Annotated in this window: 15 protein-coding genes and 4 pseudogenes; 11 read left to right on the top strand and 8 right to left on the bottom strand. The window is 69.1% G+C overall.

The genetic code is table 11. The features are described from left to right. The first annotated feature begins 85 nt into the window (after window positions 1-85). From OG953_RS42535 to OG953_RS42565, 7 genes and pseudogenes are all read left to right on the top strand, one after another. Window positions 86-904, top strand: a complete 819-nt coding sequence (locus tag OG953_RS42535; RefSeq protein WP_405691401.1) for an alpha/beta fold hydrolase — start codon at window positions 86-88, stop codon at window positions 902-904. A 557-nt stretch (window positions 905-1,461) separates the two neighbouring features. Further along, window positions 1,462-2,559 (top strand): helix-turn-helix domain-containing protein, encoded by a 1,098-nt coding sequence (locus OG953_RS42540; protein ID WP_405691403.1) that lies wholly within the window; start codon window positions 1,462-1,464, stop codon window positions 2,557-2,559. Window positions 2,560-2,594: 35 nt separating this feature from the next. Then, window positions 2,595-2,947, top strand: a pseudogene (locus OG953_RS42545) (ATP-dependent DNA ligase); the annotation flags it as partial. A 37-nt stretch (window positions 2,948-2,984) separates the two neighbouring features. Next, window positions 2,985-3,140: pseudogene (locus tag OG953_RS42550) on the top strand (transposase); the annotation flags it as partial. Window positions 3,141-3,219: 79 nt separating this feature from the next. After that, on the top strand, window positions 3,220-4,059 hold the full coding sequence (locus OG953_RS42555; protein WP_405691405.1) for a transposase domain-containing protein: 840 nt from the start codon (window positions 3,220-3,222) through the stop codon (window positions 4,057-4,059). A gap of 5 nt (window positions 4,060-4,064) precedes the next feature. Then, window positions 4,065-4,571, top strand: a complete 507-nt coding sequence (locus OG953_RS42560; protein ID WP_405692416.1) for a transposase — start codon at window positions 4,065-4,067, stop codon at window positions 4,569-4,571. A gap of 14 nt (window positions 4,572-4,585) precedes the next feature. Then, window positions 4,586-4,687: pseudogene (locus OG953_RS42565) on the top strand (transposase); the annotation flags it as partial. A gap of 194 nt (window positions 4,688-4,881) precedes the next feature. On the opposite strand, the gene OG953_RS42570 reads toward OG953_RS42565, so the two are convergent. From OG953_RS42570 to OG953_RS42600, 7 genes are read right to left on the bottom strand one after another with little or no spacing between them, the layout of a single operon-like run. Then, on the bottom strand, window positions 4,882-5,760 hold the full coding sequence (locus tag OG953_RS42570) for an SMP-30/gluconolactonase/LRE family protein (protein ID WP_405691407.1): 879 nt from the start codon (window positions 5,758-5,760) through the stop codon (window positions 4,882-4,884). Window positions 5,761-5,777: 17 nt separating this feature from the next. Then, window positions 5,778-6,743 carry a sugar kinase gene (locus tag OG953_RS42575; protein ID WP_405691409.1) on the bottom strand — a complete coding sequence of 322 codons (966 nt, stop codon included), beginning with the start codon at window positions 6,741-6,743 and terminating at the stop codon, window positions 5,778-5,780. Further along, on the bottom strand, window positions 6,740-7,354 hold the full coding sequence (locus OG953_RS42580; protein ID WP_393702512.1) for a bifunctional 4-hydroxy-2-oxoglutarate aldolase/2-dehydro-3-deoxy-phosphogluconate aldolase: 615 nt from the start codon (window positions 7,352-7,354) through the stop codon (window positions 6,740-6,742). The genes OG953_RS42575 and OG953_RS42580 overlap by 4 nt, the downstream gene beginning before the upstream one ends. Continuing rightward, entirely contained in the window at window positions 7,351-8,196 is an 846-nt protein-coding gene (locus OG953_RS42585) for a hypothetical protein (protein WP_405691411.1), read from the bottom strand. The genes OG953_RS42580 and OG953_RS42585 overlap by 4 nt, the downstream gene beginning before the upstream one ends. After that, entirely contained in the window at window positions 8,190-9,335 is a 1,146-nt protein-coding gene (dgoD, locus tag OG953_RS42590) for a galactonate dehydratase (RefSeq protein ID WP_405691413.1), read from the bottom strand. The genes OG953_RS42585 and dgoD overlap by 7 nt, the downstream gene beginning before the upstream one ends. Continuing rightward, window positions 9,332-10,057, bottom strand: coding sequence for a FadR/GntR family transcriptional regulator (locus tag OG953_RS42595; protein ID WP_405691415.1), 726 nt, complete (start codon window positions 10,055-10,057; stop codon window positions 9,332-9,334). Before OG953_RS42595 ends, dgoD begins: the two co-directional genes overlap by 4 nt. A gap of 59 nt (window positions 10,058-10,116) precedes the next feature. Next, window positions 10,117-10,884, bottom strand: coding sequence for an SDR family NAD(P)-dependent oxidoreductase (locus OG953_RS42600; protein ID WP_393702504.1), 768 nt, complete (start codon window positions 10,882-10,884; stop codon window positions 10,117-10,119). 166 nt (window positions 10,885-11,050) lie between these two features. On the opposite strand from OG953_RS42600, the gene OG953_RS42605 reads away from it, so the two are divergent. From OG953_RS42605 to OG953_RS42620, 4 genes are all read left to right on the top strand, one after another. Beyond that, window positions 11,051-12,208 carry a substrate-binding domain-containing protein gene (locus OG953_RS42605; RefSeq protein WP_405691417.1) on the top strand — a complete coding sequence of 386 codons (1,158 nt, stop codon included), beginning with the start codon at window positions 11,051-11,053 and terminating at the stop codon, window positions 12,206-12,208. 125 nt (window positions 12,209-12,333) lie between these two features. After that, complete coding sequence (locus OG953_RS42610; protein ID WP_405691419.1) at window positions 12,334-13,926, top strand: sugar ABC transporter ATP-binding protein; 1,593 nt, start codon at window positions 12,334-12,336, stop codon at window positions 13,924-13,926. Then, window positions 13,923-14,957, top strand: coding sequence for an ABC transporter permease (locus OG953_RS42615; RefSeq protein WP_405691421.1), 1,035 nt, complete (start codon window positions 13,923-13,925; stop codon window positions 14,955-14,957). Before OG953_RS42610 ends, OG953_RS42615 begins: the two co-directional genes overlap by 4 nt. A gap of 383 nt (window positions 14,958-15,340) precedes the next feature. After that, entirely contained in the window at window positions 15,341-17,908 is a 2,568-nt protein-coding gene (locus OG953_RS42620; protein WP_405691423.1) for an RICIN domain-containing protein, read from the top strand. A 272-nt stretch (window positions 17,909-18,180) separates the two neighbouring features. Here OG953_RS42620 and OG953_RS42625 read toward each other — a convergent pair. Beyond that, window positions 18,181-18,898, bottom strand: a pseudogene (locus tag OG953_RS42625) (IS6 family transposase). Between the last annotated feature and the right edge of the window lie 6 nt (window positions 18,899-18,904).

Below are 18,904 nucleotides of genomic sequence, written 5' to 3' on the forward strand. Positions count from 1 at the left end.
CACCGCTCGGTGGCAGCGAGCCCGCCGTCCTGTGCCGATCCCGTCTTCGCCGAGGCGATGGACGCACGCCTGTGGAGGTGAGCGCGTGAGTTCTGAGGGGTTTCAGCACGTCAAAGTCGGCGACATCGATATTGCCTACGTTGAGTCCGGCCAGGGTGAACCGCTGGTTCTGTTGCATGGCGGGGAGAGCCATAGGGGGCAGTTTGATGCCTTCCGCCCCCTGTTAGGTGCTGGAATCCTGGCCATCAGCTTCGACCAGCGCGACACCGGCGACACACTCAACGGGCCCGAGCCGTACGACATCGTTCGGCAAGCTGCTGACTGCGCCGACTTCCTTGCCGCGCTGGGATTTGAGCGCGCGCATGTTATGGGAGTGTCGTACGGCGGAGCGATCGCCATGCACCTGGCGATCCACTACCCCCAGCGGGTCGCGTCTCTCATACTGTCAGGCGCCACCCCGAGCTGGACCATGACCGAGAGCTTTGGTGACCGCATCGTCGCCATGGGGCCGGACGCGCGGGCGCAGTTCGTGCTGGACCTGCTCCTCACACCCGAAGGGCAGGCGAACGACCCGCAGCTCGTCGCCGACACCAAGCGCGCCCTGCGGGGGCGTCCCGTAGACGCCGACGCACGCCGCATGACAGCGATTCAGAACCACGACTGCACTGCCCGGCTGCATGAAATCACGGCTCCTACTCTCGTGCTGCATGGCGCGGAGGACCCCATCGTCCGCGCTCAGGTCGCCGAACTCATGGCATCGGAGATCCCTGGCGCACGTCTGGTGATCCTGCCGCGTACTCGGCACGGCATCACCTTCGAGGCCCGTGAGCAGGCCGCACGCCTGGCGCGCGACTTCGTGCTGAGCCATGCCGTGGGTACAGTCAGCACCGGAAACGGAGGCTGACAGGAGCGGTCACTGCGCGGTCGGACGTCGTTGCGGTTGGCGGAAGCCGAGTTGGCGCTGTATCGGCCTTGCGCGGCCTCCCGACGTGCCTCACGGAGCACGGACCACTCGGCGAAGGGGCGGATGACCCGGCGGCGGGCCGCCCGCAGGTGAGCCCCCAACCGTCACGGTCGTCGCCGAAGCCCGCACACGCCGTCCCTGGGCGGCACGCGAGCGGCTGACCGAGAAAGTGCCCCGCTCGCCGACATGCTCGGTGTACCGCTCGCCGACCTCGTACGGGAGTAGAACCCGCCCGCGACCGATCGGCGTCAGTCGCGGGCGGGAGATCAGGGCCTGCGCTGCGGGTACGTCTGCGGCCGGGCCGAGACGGGCAGGGCGCATGGACGCTTGTGCACGTAGATCGTGATGCCGGGGCCCGACGCTCCGGGCACTGCGCTTGCCGATAACCTCATCCGCCCTGGTCGGAGCTGGTGTGCGGGGTGTACGGGATGTCGAGCGCGGTCGGTCGAGTCTGCGCCGTCGCGCGGCTATCGATCAACGCGGCATGATGACCAACCGTGCTGCTGCGACTGGCCTACTTGGGCATGGCGAACGCGTTCGCCCTGCTGCGCCTGCTACCGATGAGCGATCGGGACAAGGACGTGGAGATCCTCGCCCTGCGCCACCAACTGTCGGTGCTGGAGCGCCAACTCGGTAAGGAGAAGGTGCGGTTCAGCCCGAGCGACCGGGCGTTCCTGGCGGCGCTGCTGCACCGGCTGCCGCGGGACGTGCTGCGCAGGCTGCGGCTGTTGGTCCAGCCGGACAGGGTGCTACGTTGGCACCGCGACCTGGTCGCCCGCCGCCACGCCGCCGAGTCCAAGCCGAAGCGCCCGGGTCGGCCCCGCACCGTGCGCTCCATCCGCGCCCTGGTGCTGCGCCTGGCACGGGAAAATCCCACGTGGGGCTACCGACGCCTCCACGGCGAGCTGCTGGTGCTGGGCGTGACGGTGGCCCCCTCCACGGTCTGGGAGATCCTGCGGGAGGCCGGGATCGATCCGTCACCCCAACGGAGCTCAAGTACGTGGGCGGATTTCCTGCGCTCGCAGGCCGACGCCCTGCTGGCGTGCGATTTCTTCGAGACGGTCACCTTGTCCGGGGCACGGATGTACGTGCTCGCAGTGATCGAGCACGGCAGTCGGCGGATCCGGATTCTGGGCGCCACGGCACACCCGACCGCCGCCTGGGTGGCGCAGGCCGCGAAGAATCTCGTCATGGACCTGGAGGACGCACGCTGCCGGGCGCGGTTCCTGATCCGGGACCGGGACGGGAAGTTCCCCGCCTTGTTCGACGCGATCCTCGCCGATGCGGGCATCGAGGTTGTGCTCAGCGGCGTCCGGATGCCGAGAATGAACTCGATTATGGAGAGGTGGGTGCAGACCTGCCGGCGCGAGCTGCTGGACCGCACGTTGACCTGGAATCAGCGGCATCTGCTCCACGCCTTGCGCGCGTTCGAACAGTTCTACACCTCCCATCGGCCGCATCAGGGCATCGCGAATGCCCGCCCGCTGTATCCATTGCCCACGCCGATCACTGATCCGGACGAGATCGCCCGCCTCGACATACGCCGCCGCGATCGCCTCGGCGGCATTCTCCACGAGTACCGACATGCCGCATGACCTCAATGGATGACGTTTTCGGCAAGGGCAACGTCCGTACTGTCGACGTGATCGTCGGTGGGTGGGTGCCCGGCCGTGGCCGGCTCGCCGGTTGCCCGGCGCGTTGCTGGTGGGGGAGTGGAGCGAGGGCGCCCTGAGGTATGTGGGGAGTGTCGGGACAGGCTGGAGTGACACGGAACGCACCACCCTCGCAGGCCTGCTCCAGGTTGCTGCGATCGACGAGTGCCCATTTGACGAGGTGCCCGAGGTGGCCGGCGCACGGTGGGTGCTGCCCCGTCTGGTCGGCGAAGTCCGCTACGCGACCCGGACCCGGACCCGGGCGGGCCGGCTGCGCCATCCTTCCTGGCACCGCCTGCGCCCCGACCTCGCTCCGGACGACATCACCTGACCGCTCGGCCTACTCCCGTAGCAGCCCCGTCTCCGGAATGCAGATCTGGCAGGCCTCGATGTCCGGCTCGGAGTGGGCACTGCCCGAACCCTTGCTGCCCGTCCCGGCCTGCCAGACCGAAACGGGCGGCAGGCCGGAGAAGTGGCACCGTCGCGAGATCGTCGACGTCATCCGCTACGTGGTCGACACCGGCCAATGCCGTTGCTTGATAGGTGCACGTAGTCCCTCTCCCCGGCACGGTGACCGCCGGGGTGCTGATTCGTTGACCAGAGATGCATCCATGGATCGGGTTATCTGATGAGGTCCGGCTCGGGTTGCTCACCGAGTGGATCGCTCCTGAGCTGGTGGACGAGGTGCTGACCGCGTGTGGTCGGGGAAACGCCAAGCCCCGTCCCCTATCGAGCCGGTTCATGGTCTACTTCGTGCTTGCTCTGGCGCTGTTCCAGCAGGACTCCTACGACGATGTCGCGGAGAACCTGGTCGGGGCCCTGGCCGAGATGGACCAGTCGGTCCCGAACAAGTCGTCGTTCACCAGGGCCCGGCAGCACCTTGGGGCCGCACCGTTGGAAGGAGTGTTCCGCCGCGTGGCGGGGGCGATCGCTCCGCCCCCACTCGAGACGGCGTTCTGGCGCGGGATGAGAATTGCCGCCGTCGACGGGTTCTTGCTGGATGTGCCGGAAAACGATATGACACGTGCTGCTTTTGGTGGGCAGGTGGACAGTGCCGGTCGGCCCATCGGGCCCGCAGGCCAGAGTGGTGACGCTGACCGAGACCGGTACGCACGCGACGATCGACGCGCGGATAGGCAGTTTCAAGGGCGGTGTGGCGAGCCCGCCCTGGCGACAGAGATGGCCGGCAGTGCCGCCGGCATGCTGGTGATCATGGACCGGGCCTTCCCCGGCGTCGCACTGTGGAAGGCCTACACGCAGGCCGGAGCACACTTGCTGATCAGAGCCCGCACCTTCGTCGCCGCGAAGCCCATGGAGGTCTTGCCTGACGGGACCTATCTGACCCGGATGAATCTCGCCGGGCAGCGGCGCTCCCATCCGGGCGGGGTGACAGTGAGGGTGATCGACTACCAGGTCGACGGCGGCGAGAAACCAGGCTGCTGACCGACCTGCTCGACCCCGAGGCCTGGCCCGCCGAGGAGCTGGCAGCCCTGTATCACGAGCGCTGGGAGATCGAATCCGCCTACCGACAGCTGAAGACCTTTCAGCGGGGGAGGGCCGAGGTGCTGCGGTCGGTGTCGCCGGAACTGGTGCGGCAGGAGATCTGGGCTCACCTGACCCTCCATCACTGTCTAAACCGGATCATCATGCGGCTGGCCGACGGCGAAGGTCTGGACCCCGACCGGATCTCGTTCGTCAAGGTCCTTAAACACACACGACGCAGTGTTGTTCTCCAGGTAGGCCGGTCGGCCCGCCGTCTGCGGCAGTTTATGAAACGGATGGCCACGAAAGTCGTACGCAAGCTCGACAACGGTCTCCGACGGCTACGCGAGGCGGACCGCTACACCCGCCATCCGGTCTCGCAGTACATCGTGCGCAAGAAAGACCAGGTCAGGCGAGGCACACGACGGGTTCCGGAGAAGGTCATCACCCTTACGCCCGCGATACTTCAGTAGCTCAAGCAACGGCATTGCGACACGGCGTGAAGTGGCGGGCCCTGCCCGCTGACTATCCGCCCTGGCAGACGGTCTACTACCACTTCGCCCGCTGGCACCGACGCGGCGTCGTCGCCGTCCTGCGCGCTCCTGCGCTCCGCACTGCTCAACCGGCCCGCTCATCGCAGCCACCCCGGACGGCAAGCGGTCGCTGACCGTCTCCCTCACCACCCAGGCAACAAGACGAACAAGCCGGAACTGCTGGAGCGGCTGCGGACCGTGGAGGAGTACTTCGTCTGCGCGCTGTTGCGCAAGCGGTAGGCGAACGTGGTCAGTGCATCGTGTACGCGGCGGCGGGGGGCGCGGCGGCGTCGGTCGGTACGGACAGGACGGCCCCGGACAGGCCGTGGTCGCCGGTGAGCCCGTGTCGGGCCGTGGTGACAAGGAGGCTTCCGCCGGTCGGCAGCAGGCAGACCGATGTGGGCTGGGGCACGGGCAGCCGGACGGTCGCGGTGAGCGTGCCGTCGGGTTCGTAACGGTGGACGGTGCCGCGGCCCCATATGGCGGTCCACAGACGGCCGTCGGTGTCCACGGTCATACCGTCGGGGCTGCCCCCGTTGGTGAGGAGGGCGAACTCCGCCTTCTCCAGGACGTCTCCCGCCCGGTCGAGCGTGCACCGGTGGATGACACCTGCCGCACTGTCGGCGACGTACATCGTGCTGCCGTCCGCGGTGAAGGCGGGGCCGTTGACTATGGTGAGGCCGTCGAGCACGCGGTGGACGGAGCCGTCCGGGTCGGTGCGGTAGAGGGATCCGGCGCCGGGCGTGGCGTCGTAGGCCATGCTGCCCGCCCAGAATCTGCCGTGGGGGTCGCACACGCCGTCGTTCATCCGGGTGTGGACACGGGTGTGGTCCTCGGGGCGGGCCAGCCACTCCGTACGTCCGTCGGGGTCGAGCAGGGCGATGCCCGTGCCGGCCGCGGCGATCCAGTGGCCAGGACGCCCTTGGACGGGGGCGACGGCGCCGAGCGGGACGTCGAGGCGCAGCAGTTCCCGCGCCGGGCCGGAGGAGGGGGCCGAGCCGGGGGCTTCGAAGAGGCGTCCGGTGAGGATGTCCACGAAGACCAGCCGGCCGTCCACCCAGCGGGCGCCCTCTCCCAGTTCGTAGTCGCCCTGGGCCCAGATGCCGGCCGGGGAGTGGTCGTGGTGCATGGTGATTCCTTCGTGGGTCAGCGCAGGGTGGTTCCGGCGGGGCTGTCGAGGAGTGCGAGGTCGGCACGGGTGGGCAGGCCTTCCCAGTCGCCCCGCGTGGCGACGGCGAAGGCTCCGGTGGTCGCGGCGCGGTGCAGCCGGTCCTCGACGCCGAGGCCGTCGAGGAGGGCGGAGAGGTAGCCGGCGACGAACGCGTCGCCCGCGCCGATCACGTCCTTGACGGGTACGCGCCGGGCGGGGGCGGTGACGGTTCCGCCGGTGGTGGCGACGCTCGCGCCGTCGCCGCCGCGGGTGATCACCACCTCGCGTATGCCGTGCGCGAGCAGTGCCGCGACGGCGTCGTCCTCGTCAAGTGACGGGTCGTCGCTGATCAGGTGCAGTTCGTCGGCGGAGGCGACGAGGATGTCCGCCGTGCGGGACAGCGGGAGCAGTGTGTCGCGCGCCTGCTGGGCCGACCACAGCCGGGCGCGGTAGTTGACGTCCAGGCAGACCGTGACGCCGAGTTCCCGGGCGCGGGTGGCCGCGGACTGGACCGCCTGGGCGGCCGACGGGCCGAGGGCGGGGGTGATGCCGGTGAGGTGCAGGACGCGCACACCGCGGTCGAGGGCGGGGAGGATGTCCTCGGGGCGGATCGCCGATCCGGCGGAACCGGTGCGGTAGTAGCGGACCGTGGCGAGGTCGCCGATGCCGTCCTCGCGTACCAGCAGGCCGGTGGGCCGTCCGTCGGTGTCGGTACGGACATGGCTGACGTCGACCTGTTCGGCGCGCAGTGTCCGCAGAATGAGCGTGCCGAACTCGTCGTCGCCCGCACACCCGGCCCAGGCGACGCGGTGCCCGAGCCGGGACAGGCCGATGGCGACGTTGGCCTCGGCTCCGGCGACCGACAGTTCCATGGGCGCGGCGAGCTTGATCGAGCCGGTGGCCCGGAGCGCGGCCATGGCTTCGCCGACGGTGACCACCTCGGGCCCGGCAGGGGCGGTCATGCGGTCACCGCCTCGGCCAGCGCGGTGCGCCACTGAGCCGCGCGGGTGCGCAGGGCGTTCAGGTCCCCGCCGTCGGCGGCGTCGCCGATCAGGGGCGAGCCGACACCGACGGCGACGGCTCCGGCGGACAGGTAGGCGAGGGCTGTGGGGGCGTCGACGCCGCCGACGGGCACGAACGGGACGTCGGGGAACGGGGCACGCAGCGAGGACAGGTACGCGGGCCCGCCGATGGAGGCGGGGAAGAGCTTGACGGCGAGGGCACCGCGTCGGGTGGCGGTCATGATCTCGGTGGGCGTCAGGACGCCCATCAGGACGGGCAGTGCGGTGCTGAGGTCTTCGACGACGCCCGGGGTGACGAGGAAGCCGGCGCCCGCGTCGGTCGCGCGGGCGGCGTCGTCGGAGGTCAGGACGGTGCCCGCGCCGAGGAGGGCCTGCGGGTCGAGTTCGCGGCGGGCCTGTTCGATCACCCAGAGGGCGTCGGTGGTCGTGAGGGACACCTCGGCCGCGGTGATGCCCTCCTCCGCGAGGGTGAGTACGGTGCGCAGTGCGGCGACGCGGTCGCTTCCACGCACGATGGCGAGGGTGCGGTACGGCAGTTCGGTCAGTTTCATGGGGCGCTTTCCTGAGGAGTCGTGCGGGTCATGGTGATCTCGAGTTCCCAGCGCAGTTCGCCGTCGGCGGGAACGACGGCGGCATCGTCCCTTCCCGCCTCCGTGAGATCGAAGACTGATCCGAGCATGGGTTCGACGCCGATGCTGCGGTAGGGCGCGGTGTCCGGGTAGCCGCCGAGGTTGCGCCACAGGGCGACCGAGAGGGGGACGTCGGCGTCGGTGTGGAGGGTCAGACGGAGAGCATCCGGCCCGTCGGTGACCGTCACATCCGAGCAGTCCGTGAGGACGGCGCCGACGGCGGTGCCGTCGGCGGGCCCGAAGCGGTCCAGTGCCAGTCCGAGCGGTGCGGGCCATACGCCGGTGAGGTACGGGGCGTTGCCGGGCCACGGTTCGTCGAGCAGGCGGGCGGCCTCGGGGAAGATCCGGGTGGCCGTGCCGGCCGGTGCGTGGAGCCGGGCGCCGGGGCCGAGGTCGAGCAGTGCGTGGGCGGCCCACAGCAGGCGGTATCCGGGGTCCGCGGACAGCCGGTACCGGGCCCGCACGGCACCCGCGCGGTGCACGACGCTCCGGTGCAGGACGAAGTCGCCGCATTCCACCACGTCGGCGTCGCCCACCCGCCGCCAGCGGCGTGACCAGGCGTCGCCGTGGTCGGGGACGCCCCGGATGGTGGGGATGCACTCCTCCAGACCACCGGCGTCGACGAACCCATCACCGGGACGCACGGTGTGGCGAGCGGGGTCCGGGCGGCGCCAGAGCCACTCGCGGCCGGCGCCGGCGAGAGAGGTCCACCGGCCGCCGTGGTCGGGGTCGGTCCCGGCGGTGAGGGTGATGTGGTTCACCATTCGGCGAACGATCCGTCGCTGTGGTGCCAGACGGGGTTGCGCCAGCGGTGCCCGGTCTCGGCGGCGCGGCGGACGGCGTCCTCGTCGATGTCGATGCCCAGGCCCGGTCCGGTGGGCCGGTCGGCGTGACCGTCGGTGAAACGGAACGGCGCCGGATCGATCAGGTAGTCGAGGAGGTCGTTGCCCTGGTTGTAGTGGATGCCCAGGCTCTGCTCCTGGATGAGGAAGTTCGGTGTCGCGAAGCCGATTTGCATGCTGGCGGCGAGGGCGATCGGGCCGAGCGGGCAGTGGGGCGCCATGGCCACGTCGTGCATCTCGGCGACGGCGGCGATGCGCCGGACCTCGGAGATGCCGCCGGCGTGCGACAGGTCGGGCTGGGCGACGGCGATGCCGGTATTCAGCACGTCGCGGAAGTCCCAGCGTGAATAGAGCCGTTCACCGACCGCGAGCGGTACCGAGGTGGAGTCGACGAGCCGGCGGAGATCGCGGGCGTGTTCGGGGAGAACGGGTTCCTCGACGAACAGCGGGTGCAGCGGCTCCAGCAGCGGCAGGAGCCGCCGGGACATGGCCGTCGACATCCGGCCGTGGAAGTCGATGGCCACGTCGCGGTCGGGTCCGAGTACGTCGCGTACGGCGGCTACGCGGTCGATGACGGCCTGGGTCTGCGCGGGGGTGTCGATGGCGCGCATCTGGGCCGAGCCGTTCATCTTGACGGCGGTGAATCCGGCCTCGACCTGTTCGCGGGCGAGTTCGGCGACGTGCTCGGGGCTGTCGCCGCCGATCCACGCGTACACCCGCAGCCGGTCGCGGACATGGCCGCCGAGCAGTTGGTGCACGGGAACGCCGTACGTCTTGCCCGCGATGTCCCACAGGGCCTGGTCGATGCCGGCGACGGCGCTGGAGAGGACCGGGCCACCGCGGTAGAAGCCGCCCTTGGTGAGGACCTGCCAGTGGTGCTCGATGCGCAGCGGGTCCTCACCGATCAGGAGATCGGCCAGTTCGTTGACGGCGGCGCGGACTGTTTCCGCGCGGCCCTCGACGACGGGTTCGCCCCAGCCGATGATGCCCTCGTCGGTGGCTATGCGCAGGAAGAGCCAGCGCGGTGCGACGAGAAACGTCTCCAGGGATGTGATCTTCATCCGGTGCCCCCTCGGTGCGGATCTTTTACGTCGTGTGTCAGGCCGTCGAGATCGGCGGTTGCCTGGTCGAGCAGGTGCTGCACGGCACGCTCGGCCGCTTCCGGGTCGCGGTCGCGTACGGCGTCCAACACGCTCCGGTGTGCGGGTACGGGGTCGCCCCACCCCTCCCCGCTGTGCACGAGGTGGTCGCGGACCCGCAGTCCGGCTTCGATCACCACTTCCATGCGTGTCAGCAGCTCGTTGTGCGCCGCGCTCAGCAGCGCCCGGTGGAACGCCAGGTCGGCCTCCACGGAGGCCTGGGTGTCGCCGCCGGCTTCCGCCATGAGCTTCAGCGCCTCGGTCAGGGTCGCGAGATCGGCGTCGTCCCGGCGGCGGGCGGCGAGTCGCGCGGCGGCGGGCTCCACGATGGAGCGGACCTCGCCGAGGTTCGTCAGGAAGTTCTCGTCCACCGCGCCCGTTCCCTGCCATCGCAGCAGGTCGCTGTCGAGCAGATTCCAGTCGGAGCGGGGCCGGACGAACGTTCCGCGCTTCTGCCGGGACTCGATCAGGCCCTTCGAGGCGAGCACGCGCAGCGCTTCGCGGAGCACGGTCTTGCTGACGCCGAGTTCCTGCTCCATTCGGTCCGGGTAGAGCGACGACCCCGGCTCGTGCGTACCGCTGACGATGCGCTCACCGATGATGTCGACAATCTGATGGTGCAGGTTACGTGTCGGCGGATTCACGAACGGCCTCCCCTTCTGATTTCCCTGCCCGAACGACGGCCGGGCGGTCTTCGTGCGCGTTATGAGGAAGCCTTGACGACGGACCAGCCGCCGTCCACCACGAGGGTGGCACCGGTGACGTACGAGGCCTCGGGGGAGGCGAGGAACGCGACTGCGGACGCGACCTCGTCGGGTGTGCCGAATCGCTTGGCCACCGTCTCGGCCACGCTGGCCGACCGTCCCTCGTCGTCCACGCGGTCCCAGGCGGCCGTCATGATCGGCCCGGGCAGGATGGTGTTGACCCGGACCTGTGGTCCGTACTCGACCGCAAGCTGACGGCCCATCGAGCAGAGCGCTCCCTTGGCGGCCGCGTAAGCGGTGTGGCCCGGCAGGCCGACCAGCGCGTGCACCGAGGAGGTGAGGACCACGGAGCCGCCGCTGTCGCGCAGCGCCCCGGCGAAGGCTCGTACACCCAGCCAGGATGCCTTCAGCGTGACGTCCAGCTGAGTGTCCCATTCCGCCTCGGTCAGTTCGTCTGCCGGTTTGACGACCACCGCGTAGGCGTTGCTGAGGAGAACGTCCAGCTGCCCGTACCGGGAATCGACGTGCTGGGCCAGGTCGGCCCACATGGACGCGGACGCCACGTTCCCGTGCCAGTACTCGGCCCGGCCGCCCGACTGCGTAATGGCCGCAACCGTCTCCCGGCCCGCTTCGTCGGCGATGTCGACGACGATCACTGACGCGCCTTCCGCGGCGAGACGCCTTGCCGCCGCCGCTCCAATACCTGCGGCTGCGCCGGTGATCACCGCCACGCGGCCATGGAACCTGCGGCTTGTCTGCTCTGTCATGGCCCACACCGTACCCGTGGACATTAATTATGCAAACTCTTGACAGAAGGCTTTCTCGATCGCAGGATCATCGCCCAGGGACCACAGAGGGTCGCCACGGAGCAGGGCAGCACAGTGCAGCCACCCGTCGAGCCTCCAGGTCCTCGGAAACGGTCGGAGCGACGCCGTGTCCGAACCGCCTGAGGTACCGGCCGCGCCTGCGGAAAACAACGCCGTGCTGCCGGTACCGCTCGCCTTCATCTGCTCCCACGAACCATCCGCTCATCCCTCTGGAGCCGCAATGCTCAGCACCCCGCACCGCCGTACCGTCGCCGCCTCGATCGGCCTGCTCCTCACCCTCGGGCTCAGCACGGCGTGTTCCTCCGGCAAGGAGGAAGTCAAGGAGGGCACCGCCGCCAAGGTCGACGGCAAGATCTCGATCACGTACCTGCAGAAGCAGGGCGACCAGGAGTACTTCGTCGGCGAGGCAGCCGGCGCGAAGGAGAAGGCCGACGAGCTCGGGATCGACCTGAAGGTGGTCAACCTGGGCAACGACGCCAACAAGACGGTCAGCGAGGTCCAGTCCGCCATCGCGCAGAAGACGAACGGCGTCATCATCGTCGTCCCGGACCCGGCCGTGGGGCCGCAGGTCGCGCAGACGACGATGGACGGCAAGGTCGCCCTGCTGACTTCCGACGACCAGATCTGCACCACCGGACCCGACCCCACCAAGTGCGATGCCAAGGACCTGGTGCCGCGGATCGGCTTCAGCGGTGAGCAGATGGGCACCGAGGTCGGCAAGCGGGCGGCGGCGGAGTTCGAGAAGTCCGGCTTCTCCGCGGCCGACACGCGTGTCATCTCGGCCTGGAAGCAGGACGTCACGGTCTGCGGCGACCGGGTCAACGCGGCGAAGAAGACCTTCGACGCCGCCGTGCCGGGTGTGAAGACGATCGACGTGCCCACCGACAACACGCCCACCGGTGCACAGGACAAGATCGCCGCGACCGTCACCGCCAACCCCGGCGTCAAGAACTGGGTGGTCTGGGGCTGCAACGACGAGAACGTCATGGGCGGTGTGACCGCGCTCCAGAACGCCGGCATCAAGCCCGCCAACGTCGTCGGCGTCGGCCTCGGCGCCTACCTCGCCTGCAAGGAGTGGCAGACGGACAAGCCGTCGGGCATGAAGGCGGCCCTGTTCATCAACGGCAAGGACGTCGGCGCCCTGGCCGTCCAGACCATGTACGACAAGCTCAAGAACGGCAAGGACTTCCCCGCCGAAGCCTTCGCCCCCACCACCATGGTCGACCGCGCCAACTGGAAGTCCAGCGGCGTCACCTGCAACTGACCCCCCTCCCGCCGACGGCCGACAGGCGGTCGGCGGGAACCACAGCAGTTCCGGCCCGCACCCGCCCGTGGGGGCCGGCACCGCTCTTCTCCGCCCTGTACGACGCGCCTCGAGGTGACCCCATCATGAGCACAGACCCCAGTCCGGCCGCCGATCCCGGCCCCCCGCCGCCCCAAGTTGCCGATGCGGCCGCCAACTCCGTCGGGGTCTCGGGCATCACCAAGCGTTTCGGTGCGGTGCAGGCGCTCGGCGGCGTCACCCTGGACTTCCCGGCCGGACAGGTCACCGCGCTGATGGGCGAGAACGGTGCGGGCAAGTCCACCCTGCTGAAGATCCTCGCCGGGGACCACCAGCCGACCGAGGGGCACGTCCTGATCGGGGGCGAAGAGGTCACGCTCTCCTCTCCGGCCGAAGCGCGGGCGGCGGGCATCCGGATCATCCCGCAGGAACCGGAGATCATCCCGCACATCTCCGTCGCCGAGAACGTCTACGCCGGTGCCCTGCCCCGCAAGGCCGGCCGGATGCTGGACCGTGCCGAACTGCGCCGCAGGATCGGGGCCGACCTGGAGCGGCTCGGCTTCGCAGGTGTCCTCGATCCCGACCTGATCGGCTCCCGCCTCACCCCCGCCCAGCGCCAGTTGGTCGAGATCATGCGGGCCCTGACCGGTTCGGTGACGCCGAAGGCGATCGCGTTCGACGAACCGACCTCCTCGCTGTCCGAGCACGAGGTCGACGCGCTGTTCGCCCTGATCCGCCGACTGCGGGACCAGGGCATCGCCGTCATCTACGTCTCCCACCGCATGCAGGAGATCTTCCAGCTCGCCGACCGCATCGCCGTCCTGCGCGACGGCGCCCTCGCCGGAGTCCAGCAGGCGAGCACGACGAACGAGGGCGAACTCGTGCGCCTGATGGTCGGACGCGATCTGGCCGGCATGTTCGTACGCGGCCGTGTGGCCACCGACCGCCTCGTCCTCGACGTGAAGGACCTCACCACCGACGACGTGCGGGACATCTCGTTGCAGGTGCACGCCGGTGAAGTGGTGGGCCTGGCGGGCCTGATCGGCGCCGGCCGCTCCGAACTCGCCCTCGCTCTCGCCGGTGACCTGCCCTTCCGCAGCGGATCCGTCACCCTCGACGGCATCCCGCTGCCCTCGGGCAAGCCCGGCGCCGTCATCCGCGCCGGTCTCGGACTCGCCCCCGAGGAACGCAAGGCCCAGGCCCTGTTCCTCCAGCAGACCATCCGCGAGAACACCTCACTCGTCGTACTCGACCGCCTGCGCCGCTTCCGATTCGTCAAGCGGGGCGCCGAACGTGCCCTCGCCCAGGAGTTCACCGACCGGCTGCGCGTGCGCACCCCCTCCGTCGACCACGAGGTCCGCAAACTCTCCGGCGGCAACCAGCAGAAGGTCGTCCTCGCCCGCTGGCTGGCCCGCAAGCCCAAGGTGCTCATCCTGGACGAGCCGACCCGCGGCATCGACGTGGGCGCGAAGGCCGAGATCTACCAGATCATCGCCGACCTCGCCGCCGAAGGCGTGGCCGTGCTGGTCATCTCCTCCGAGCTCCCCGAACTCCTCGGCCTCGCCGACCGCGTCGTCGTGATGCAGGGCGGCCGGATCACCGGCGAACTCGCCCACCACGAAGCCACCGAAGAATCCATCCTCGCCCTTGCCATGGCCGACGACATCGCCGGCGCCAGTTCCTCCGGAGCCTCCTCATGACCCTCACCAGCACCCCCGACCCGGCCGTGAAGGAATCCTCGAACGGCGCCGGATCCTCCCGGCCCAAGCTGCTCTCCCGCATCAGCGGGCAGAACATCAGCCTCGTCGGCGCTCTCGTCCTCGTCCTCGTCCTGTTCGGCATCCTCAACGACAACTACCTCAGCCTGTCGAACATGCAGGTCATCGCCGAGGCGGCGACCATCACCGGTCTGCTCGCGATCGTGCAAACCGTCGTCATCATCTGCGGCGGCCTCGACATCTCCGTCGGCTCTCAGGTCGGCGTCGCCTCCGTCATCAGTGCCATGGTCTTCACGACCACCGGCTCCAACGCCTTCCTCGGCATGGCAGCCGCCATCGGCGCCGGCGTCCTCATCGGCGTCCTCAACGGCCTCGTGATCGTCTACGGCCGGGTCAACCCCACCATCGCCACCCTCGCCGGCCTCGCCGCGTACAAGGGACTCGCCCAACTCCTGTCCGACGGCCGGGCCCAGGGCTACGTCCTCAACAACGACTTCTTCATCTTCCTCGGGCGCGGCAAGATTGCCGGTCTGCCGGTCATGGTCTGGATCCTGATCGTCGTCGCCGTCACCGTCCACCTGCTGCTCAAGTACACGGACATCGGCCGCAATCTGTACGCCATCGGCGGCAACGACACCGCCGCCCGCCTCGCCGGCATCAACATCAACAAGTACCTGATCAGCGTCTACGCCCTCATCGGCATCGTCGCCGCCATCGCCGGCATCCTGCTGACCGCCCGCACCGGCTCCGGCCAGCCCGTCTCCGGCAGCGAGGGCCTCGAACTCAAGGCCATCACCGCCGCCGCCCTGGGCGGCGCAGCCCTCAAGGGTGGCAAGGGAGGCATCGGCGGCACCCTGCTCGCCGTGGCCCTGCTCGGCTGCCTCGAGAACGGTCTCACCGTCCAGGGCATCAACACCTTCTGGCAGAACGTCGCCCAGGGCGCCCTCCTCATCGTCGCCGTCGTAATCCAGCAGCGCCGCAGCGGCGAACGCCCAGTCGGACTCCCCCACTGACACCCGATCACGGCATTCCCCCCGGACGGGCAAGGCCCCCGTCCCTCGCCCCGGACGGGCAAGGCCCGTCCACACTCGCGCCAGCCACGTCCTGTGGCGTGACACCCACACGCCTCCGCACGGACCGCACCCGGCCCGTGCGGAGGGGCGGGGCAGGTGCCGACGGACACAGCCCCACGGAACGGTCCCCAACGGCCGCTTCCGTGAACGCGCTGTCCGGCCGGATCGGCTGCGTGCCCCGGCCCCTTCCATGATCACGACTCTCACCTTCATAGGAGATCTTCGTGCAGACCAGTCCCATGTCGCCCGACAGCGACGTGCCACCAACACCAGCCTCCGCCAGATCATTTCCGCCCAGGAAGGGCGTTCGCGGCAAGGCGTGGATGGCGCTCCTGGCAGCGGCCGTGGGCGCCTTGCTCGCCGCGCCGCTGCCCGCACAGGCCCAGCCCACCGAGACAGTCGTCGATGTCACGACGTTCGGTGCCGACCCGACTGGCAACAGCGACAGCGCCGCAGCCGTGGCGAAGGCCCTGCGCCAGGCGAAGACCGTGAAGGGGCCGGTGCGGGTGCTGTTCCCGCGCGGGACCTACCAGATCTACCCGGAGCAGGCGGAGAAGCGGGAGCTGTACCTCTCCAACACCGTCGGCGCCGACCAGAGGTACCGGGACAAGCGGATCGGCATCCTCGTCGAGGACATGCGTGACGTCACGATCGACGGCGGCGGCTCGCATCTGCAGTTCCACGGGCTGATGACCACGTTCGCGGCCATCCGCTCCAAGAACGTCTCCGTCCGCGATTTCAGCTTCGACGTCACCGCCCCCAAGGTCATCGATGCCGCCGTCAGTGAGACGGGCGTGTCGAACGGCCGTGGGTACCGGGTGCTGGACATCCCGCCCGGCAACGGCTTCACCGTGGCGAACAACCGGGTGACGTGGCTCGGGGAGAAGAGCCCGGAGACCGGTCAGCCGTACTGGTCCGGCGTCAACGGCCTGCGCTACACACAGGTTCACGACCCGGTGGCGAACCGCACCTGGCGCGGCGGCAATCCGCTGTTCACCAATGTCGCCTCGATGACGAGTCTTGCCGGCAACAAGCTGCGCATCGACTACTCGACCGCGACGGCGCCGGCCGACCGAGGCCTCGTCTACCAGATGCGTGAGGACACCCGGGACACCGCTTCCGCCGTCATCTTCGAGGCGAAGGATGTCGTTGTTCAGGGCCTGAAGGCCCGCTACCTGCACGGGTTCGGCTTCCTCGGGCAGATGAGCAAGAACATCACCATCGAGGGCAACGAGTTCCGCACCGACCCCGCCACCGGGCGCAGCACGGCCGGTTTCGCCGACTTCGTCCAGATGTCCGGCGTCAAGGGCACGGTGAACGTCAGGAACAACATCTTCGACGGCGCCCACGACGACGCGATCAACATCCACGGCACGTACGTCGAGGTCACCGGCCGCCCCACGGACAAGACGCTCACCCTCGCCTATAAGCATGCGCAGACGGCCGGGTTCCCCCAGTTCTACCCGGGGGACGACGTGGAGATCGTGGACAAGCGGACCATGGTGCCGGTCCCCGGTATCACCGCCGAGGTCGTCTCGGTCGACGGTCCGACGGGCCTGGACCACGACAAGTCGCTGACCACCATGACGGTCACCTTCGACCAGGCCATCCCCGCCTCGGTCACCGCCGGGAACTTCGTGGTGGAGAACACCTCGTACACGCCCAAGGTCGAGATCAGCGGCAACACCTTCGTCAACATCCCCACCCGCGGCATCCTGGTCACCACCCGCAAGCCCGTCGTCATCAAGAACAACGTGTTCGACGCCAATCAGATGTCCAGCATCTTCATCTCCTCCGACGCGTACCAGTGGTACGAGTCCGGTCCCGTGCAGGACGTCCTGATCAGCAACAACACGTTCCTGCGCCCGGCCAGCCCGGTGATCTTCGTCGAGCCCACCAACCAGGTCGTCGACGCCGCCAAGCCCGTGCACCGCAACATCCGTATCCAGGACAACGACTTCAAGGTCGGCGACGTCCAGCTCCTCAACGCCAAGAGCGTCGGCGGCATCACCTTCGAGCGCAACAACGTCTCCCGCCTCGACCGCAACACCGCCTTCACCGCCCGGGCCGACAACAGCTGCCTGGAGCCGGGCGCCACGACCGACGTCCGTACGGTCACCACCGCGTCGCCGTACTCCACCGCCCTGTTCTCCTACCGCGGCTCGTCCGGCGCGGTCATCAAGGACAACAACCTCGACAACGGGCTGAACCTCCGCGCCAACCTCAGCTCCACGGACGCCGCCCAGGTCACCGCCGACGAGATCACCACGAACGGCACCGACAAGATCCTGCCGCTGCTGCCCTCGGTCACCTACACGAGCAGCAACCCGGATGTCGCCACCGTCGATCAGAACGGCAAGGTCACGGCCAAGGCCGCCGGCCGCACCACCATCACCCCCGTAACCACCAGCCAGCACGGACCGACCAACGGCGCACCCGCCATGATCCGGGTCGACTGCCAGATGGCGCCCGTACCGACCGGCTACCGAACGGTGGCCGTCGCCGGATCCAACGACGTGATCGACGTGAGCGAAGGCAGCCTCGCCGACCACGCTCCGGTCATCCGCCGGCCGATCGGCGACGTTTCTAGCCAGCGCTTCGAGTTCAAGGCACTCGAAGAGGGCTACGTGCGCATCGTCAACGAGAACAGCGGCAAGGACCTGGCCGTGAGCGACGCGTCCCAGGCCGCCGGAGCGAAGATCATCCAGCACTCCTACGCCCCTGGCACGCACACCAACGACGAATGGCGCATGGAAGACGCCGGCAACGGCCGCGTCCACTTCGCCAACCGCTACAGCGGCCTCTACCTCACCGCCGGCGCCACCCAGGGCAGCCAGTTCGAGCAGCGGCCCTACGACGGCAGCAACAGCCAGACGTTCACCATCTCCTAGCGCTCCGGCAGGATTTCACTGCCTGAGCTGCGGATTCCGCTGGACGGCTGGAGTACAGCGGTCCGGCACATGATCGAGGGGCGGTCTCATGGAGGCCGCCCCTCGATCATGTGCGCCGCCTCTGGTGGCGCACATCAGGGCCCTTCTCCACGCGGGTCCTTGAGGTGATCAGTCATCGCCACCGACAAGGACTACGGGCGTTGTCACGTTGTCGGGGGTATAGGCGTCTGGCGGTGGGTCAGGGCGTGGTCGAGGTGGCTCTCGGCTGTCGGTCAGGCCGTGGCGGGCAGGCCGGCGGCGCCGGTGATCTGGTCCCAGATCGTGAAGCGGACGGTCATTTTGAGGCGGTGGTCGGGTGCGGTGCGGTGGTAACGGCCGGGTCGGAAGTGGGGCGAGATGCCGCTGAAGGCGGCCAGGAATCTGGGCGCCACCGACGCTGCGGAAGCCCTTCATCGCGCGCTCGCGCTGCCTGGTGGGCTGGTGCGAGTTCTCCGCCCGGTTGTTCAGTCCTTTGTGGGAGCGGTGCTCGACCGAGGGCATCACCTCGCGGTGGGCGGCGCTGTAGGAGCGGAGCTTGTCGGTGACGACCACCCGCGGCACCGTGCCGGTCTCTTTGAGGAGTCTGCGGAAGAAACGCCTGGCCGCGGCCTTGTCGCGGCGGTTCTGGATCAGGATGTCGAGCACGTTGCCGTCGACGTCGACGGCCCGCCACAGGTACTTCACCTCGCCGTTGACCTTGATGAAGACCTCGTCCAGGTGCCATTTATCGCCGGGCCGAGGACGGCGGCGCCGCAGGCCGTTCGCGTAGGCCTGGCCGAACTTCAGGCACCACCGGCGCACCGTCTCGTAGGACACCATGACGCCGCGCTCGAGCATCAGCTCCTCGACCTCGCGGAAGCTGAGCGGGAACCGGAAGTACAGCCAGACGCAGTGGGAGATGATCTCCACCGGGTACCGGTGCCCCCTATACGACGGCAACGCACTCTCCACAGCAGC

Source organism: Streptomyces sp. NBC_00057, assembly GCF_045041165.1.
GTDB lineage: Bacteria > Actinomycetota > Actinomycetes > Streptomycetales > Streptomycetaceae > Streptomyces.

Coding starts and splice junctions, on each gene's coding strand:
- OG953_RS42570 (WP_405691407.1), bottom strand. CDS start 5,760: ATGCACCACGACCACTCCCCGGCCGGCATCTGGGCCCAGGGCGACTAC.
- OG953_RS42600 (WP_393702504.1), bottom strand. CDS start 10,884: ATGACAGAGCAGACAAGCCGCAGGTTCCATGGCCGCGTGGCGGTGATC.
- OG953_RS42615 (WP_405691421.1), top strand. CDS start 13,923: ATGACCCTCACCAGCACCCCCGACCCGGCCGTGAAGGAATCCTCGAAC.
- dgoD (WP_405691413.1), bottom strand. CDS start 9,335: ATGAAGATCACATCCCTGGAGACGTTTCTCGTCGCACCGCGCTGGCTC.
- OG953_RS42575 (WP_405691409.1), bottom strand. CDS start 6,743: ATGACCGCCCCTGCCGGGCCCGAGGTGGTCACCGTCGGCGAAGCCATG.
- OG953_RS42585 (WP_405691411.1), bottom strand. CDS start 8,196: ATGGTGAACCACATCACCCTCACCGCCGGGACCGACCCCGACCACGGC.
- OG953_RS42610 (WP_405691419.1), top strand. CDS start 12,334: ATGAGCACAGACCCCAGTCCGGCCGCCGATCCCGGCCCCCCGCCGCCC.
- OG953_RS42555 (WP_405691405.1), top strand. CDS start 3,220: ATGCATCCATGGATCGGGTTATCTGATGAGGTCCGGCTCGGGTTGCTC.
- OG953_RS42580 (WP_393702512.1), bottom strand. CDS start 7,354: ATGAAACTGACCGAACTGCCGTACCGCACCCTCGCCATCGTGCGTGGA.
- OG953_RS42620 (WP_405691423.1), top strand. CDS start 15,341: ATGGCGCTCCTGGCAGCGGCCGTGGGCGCCTTGCTCGCCGCGCCGCTG.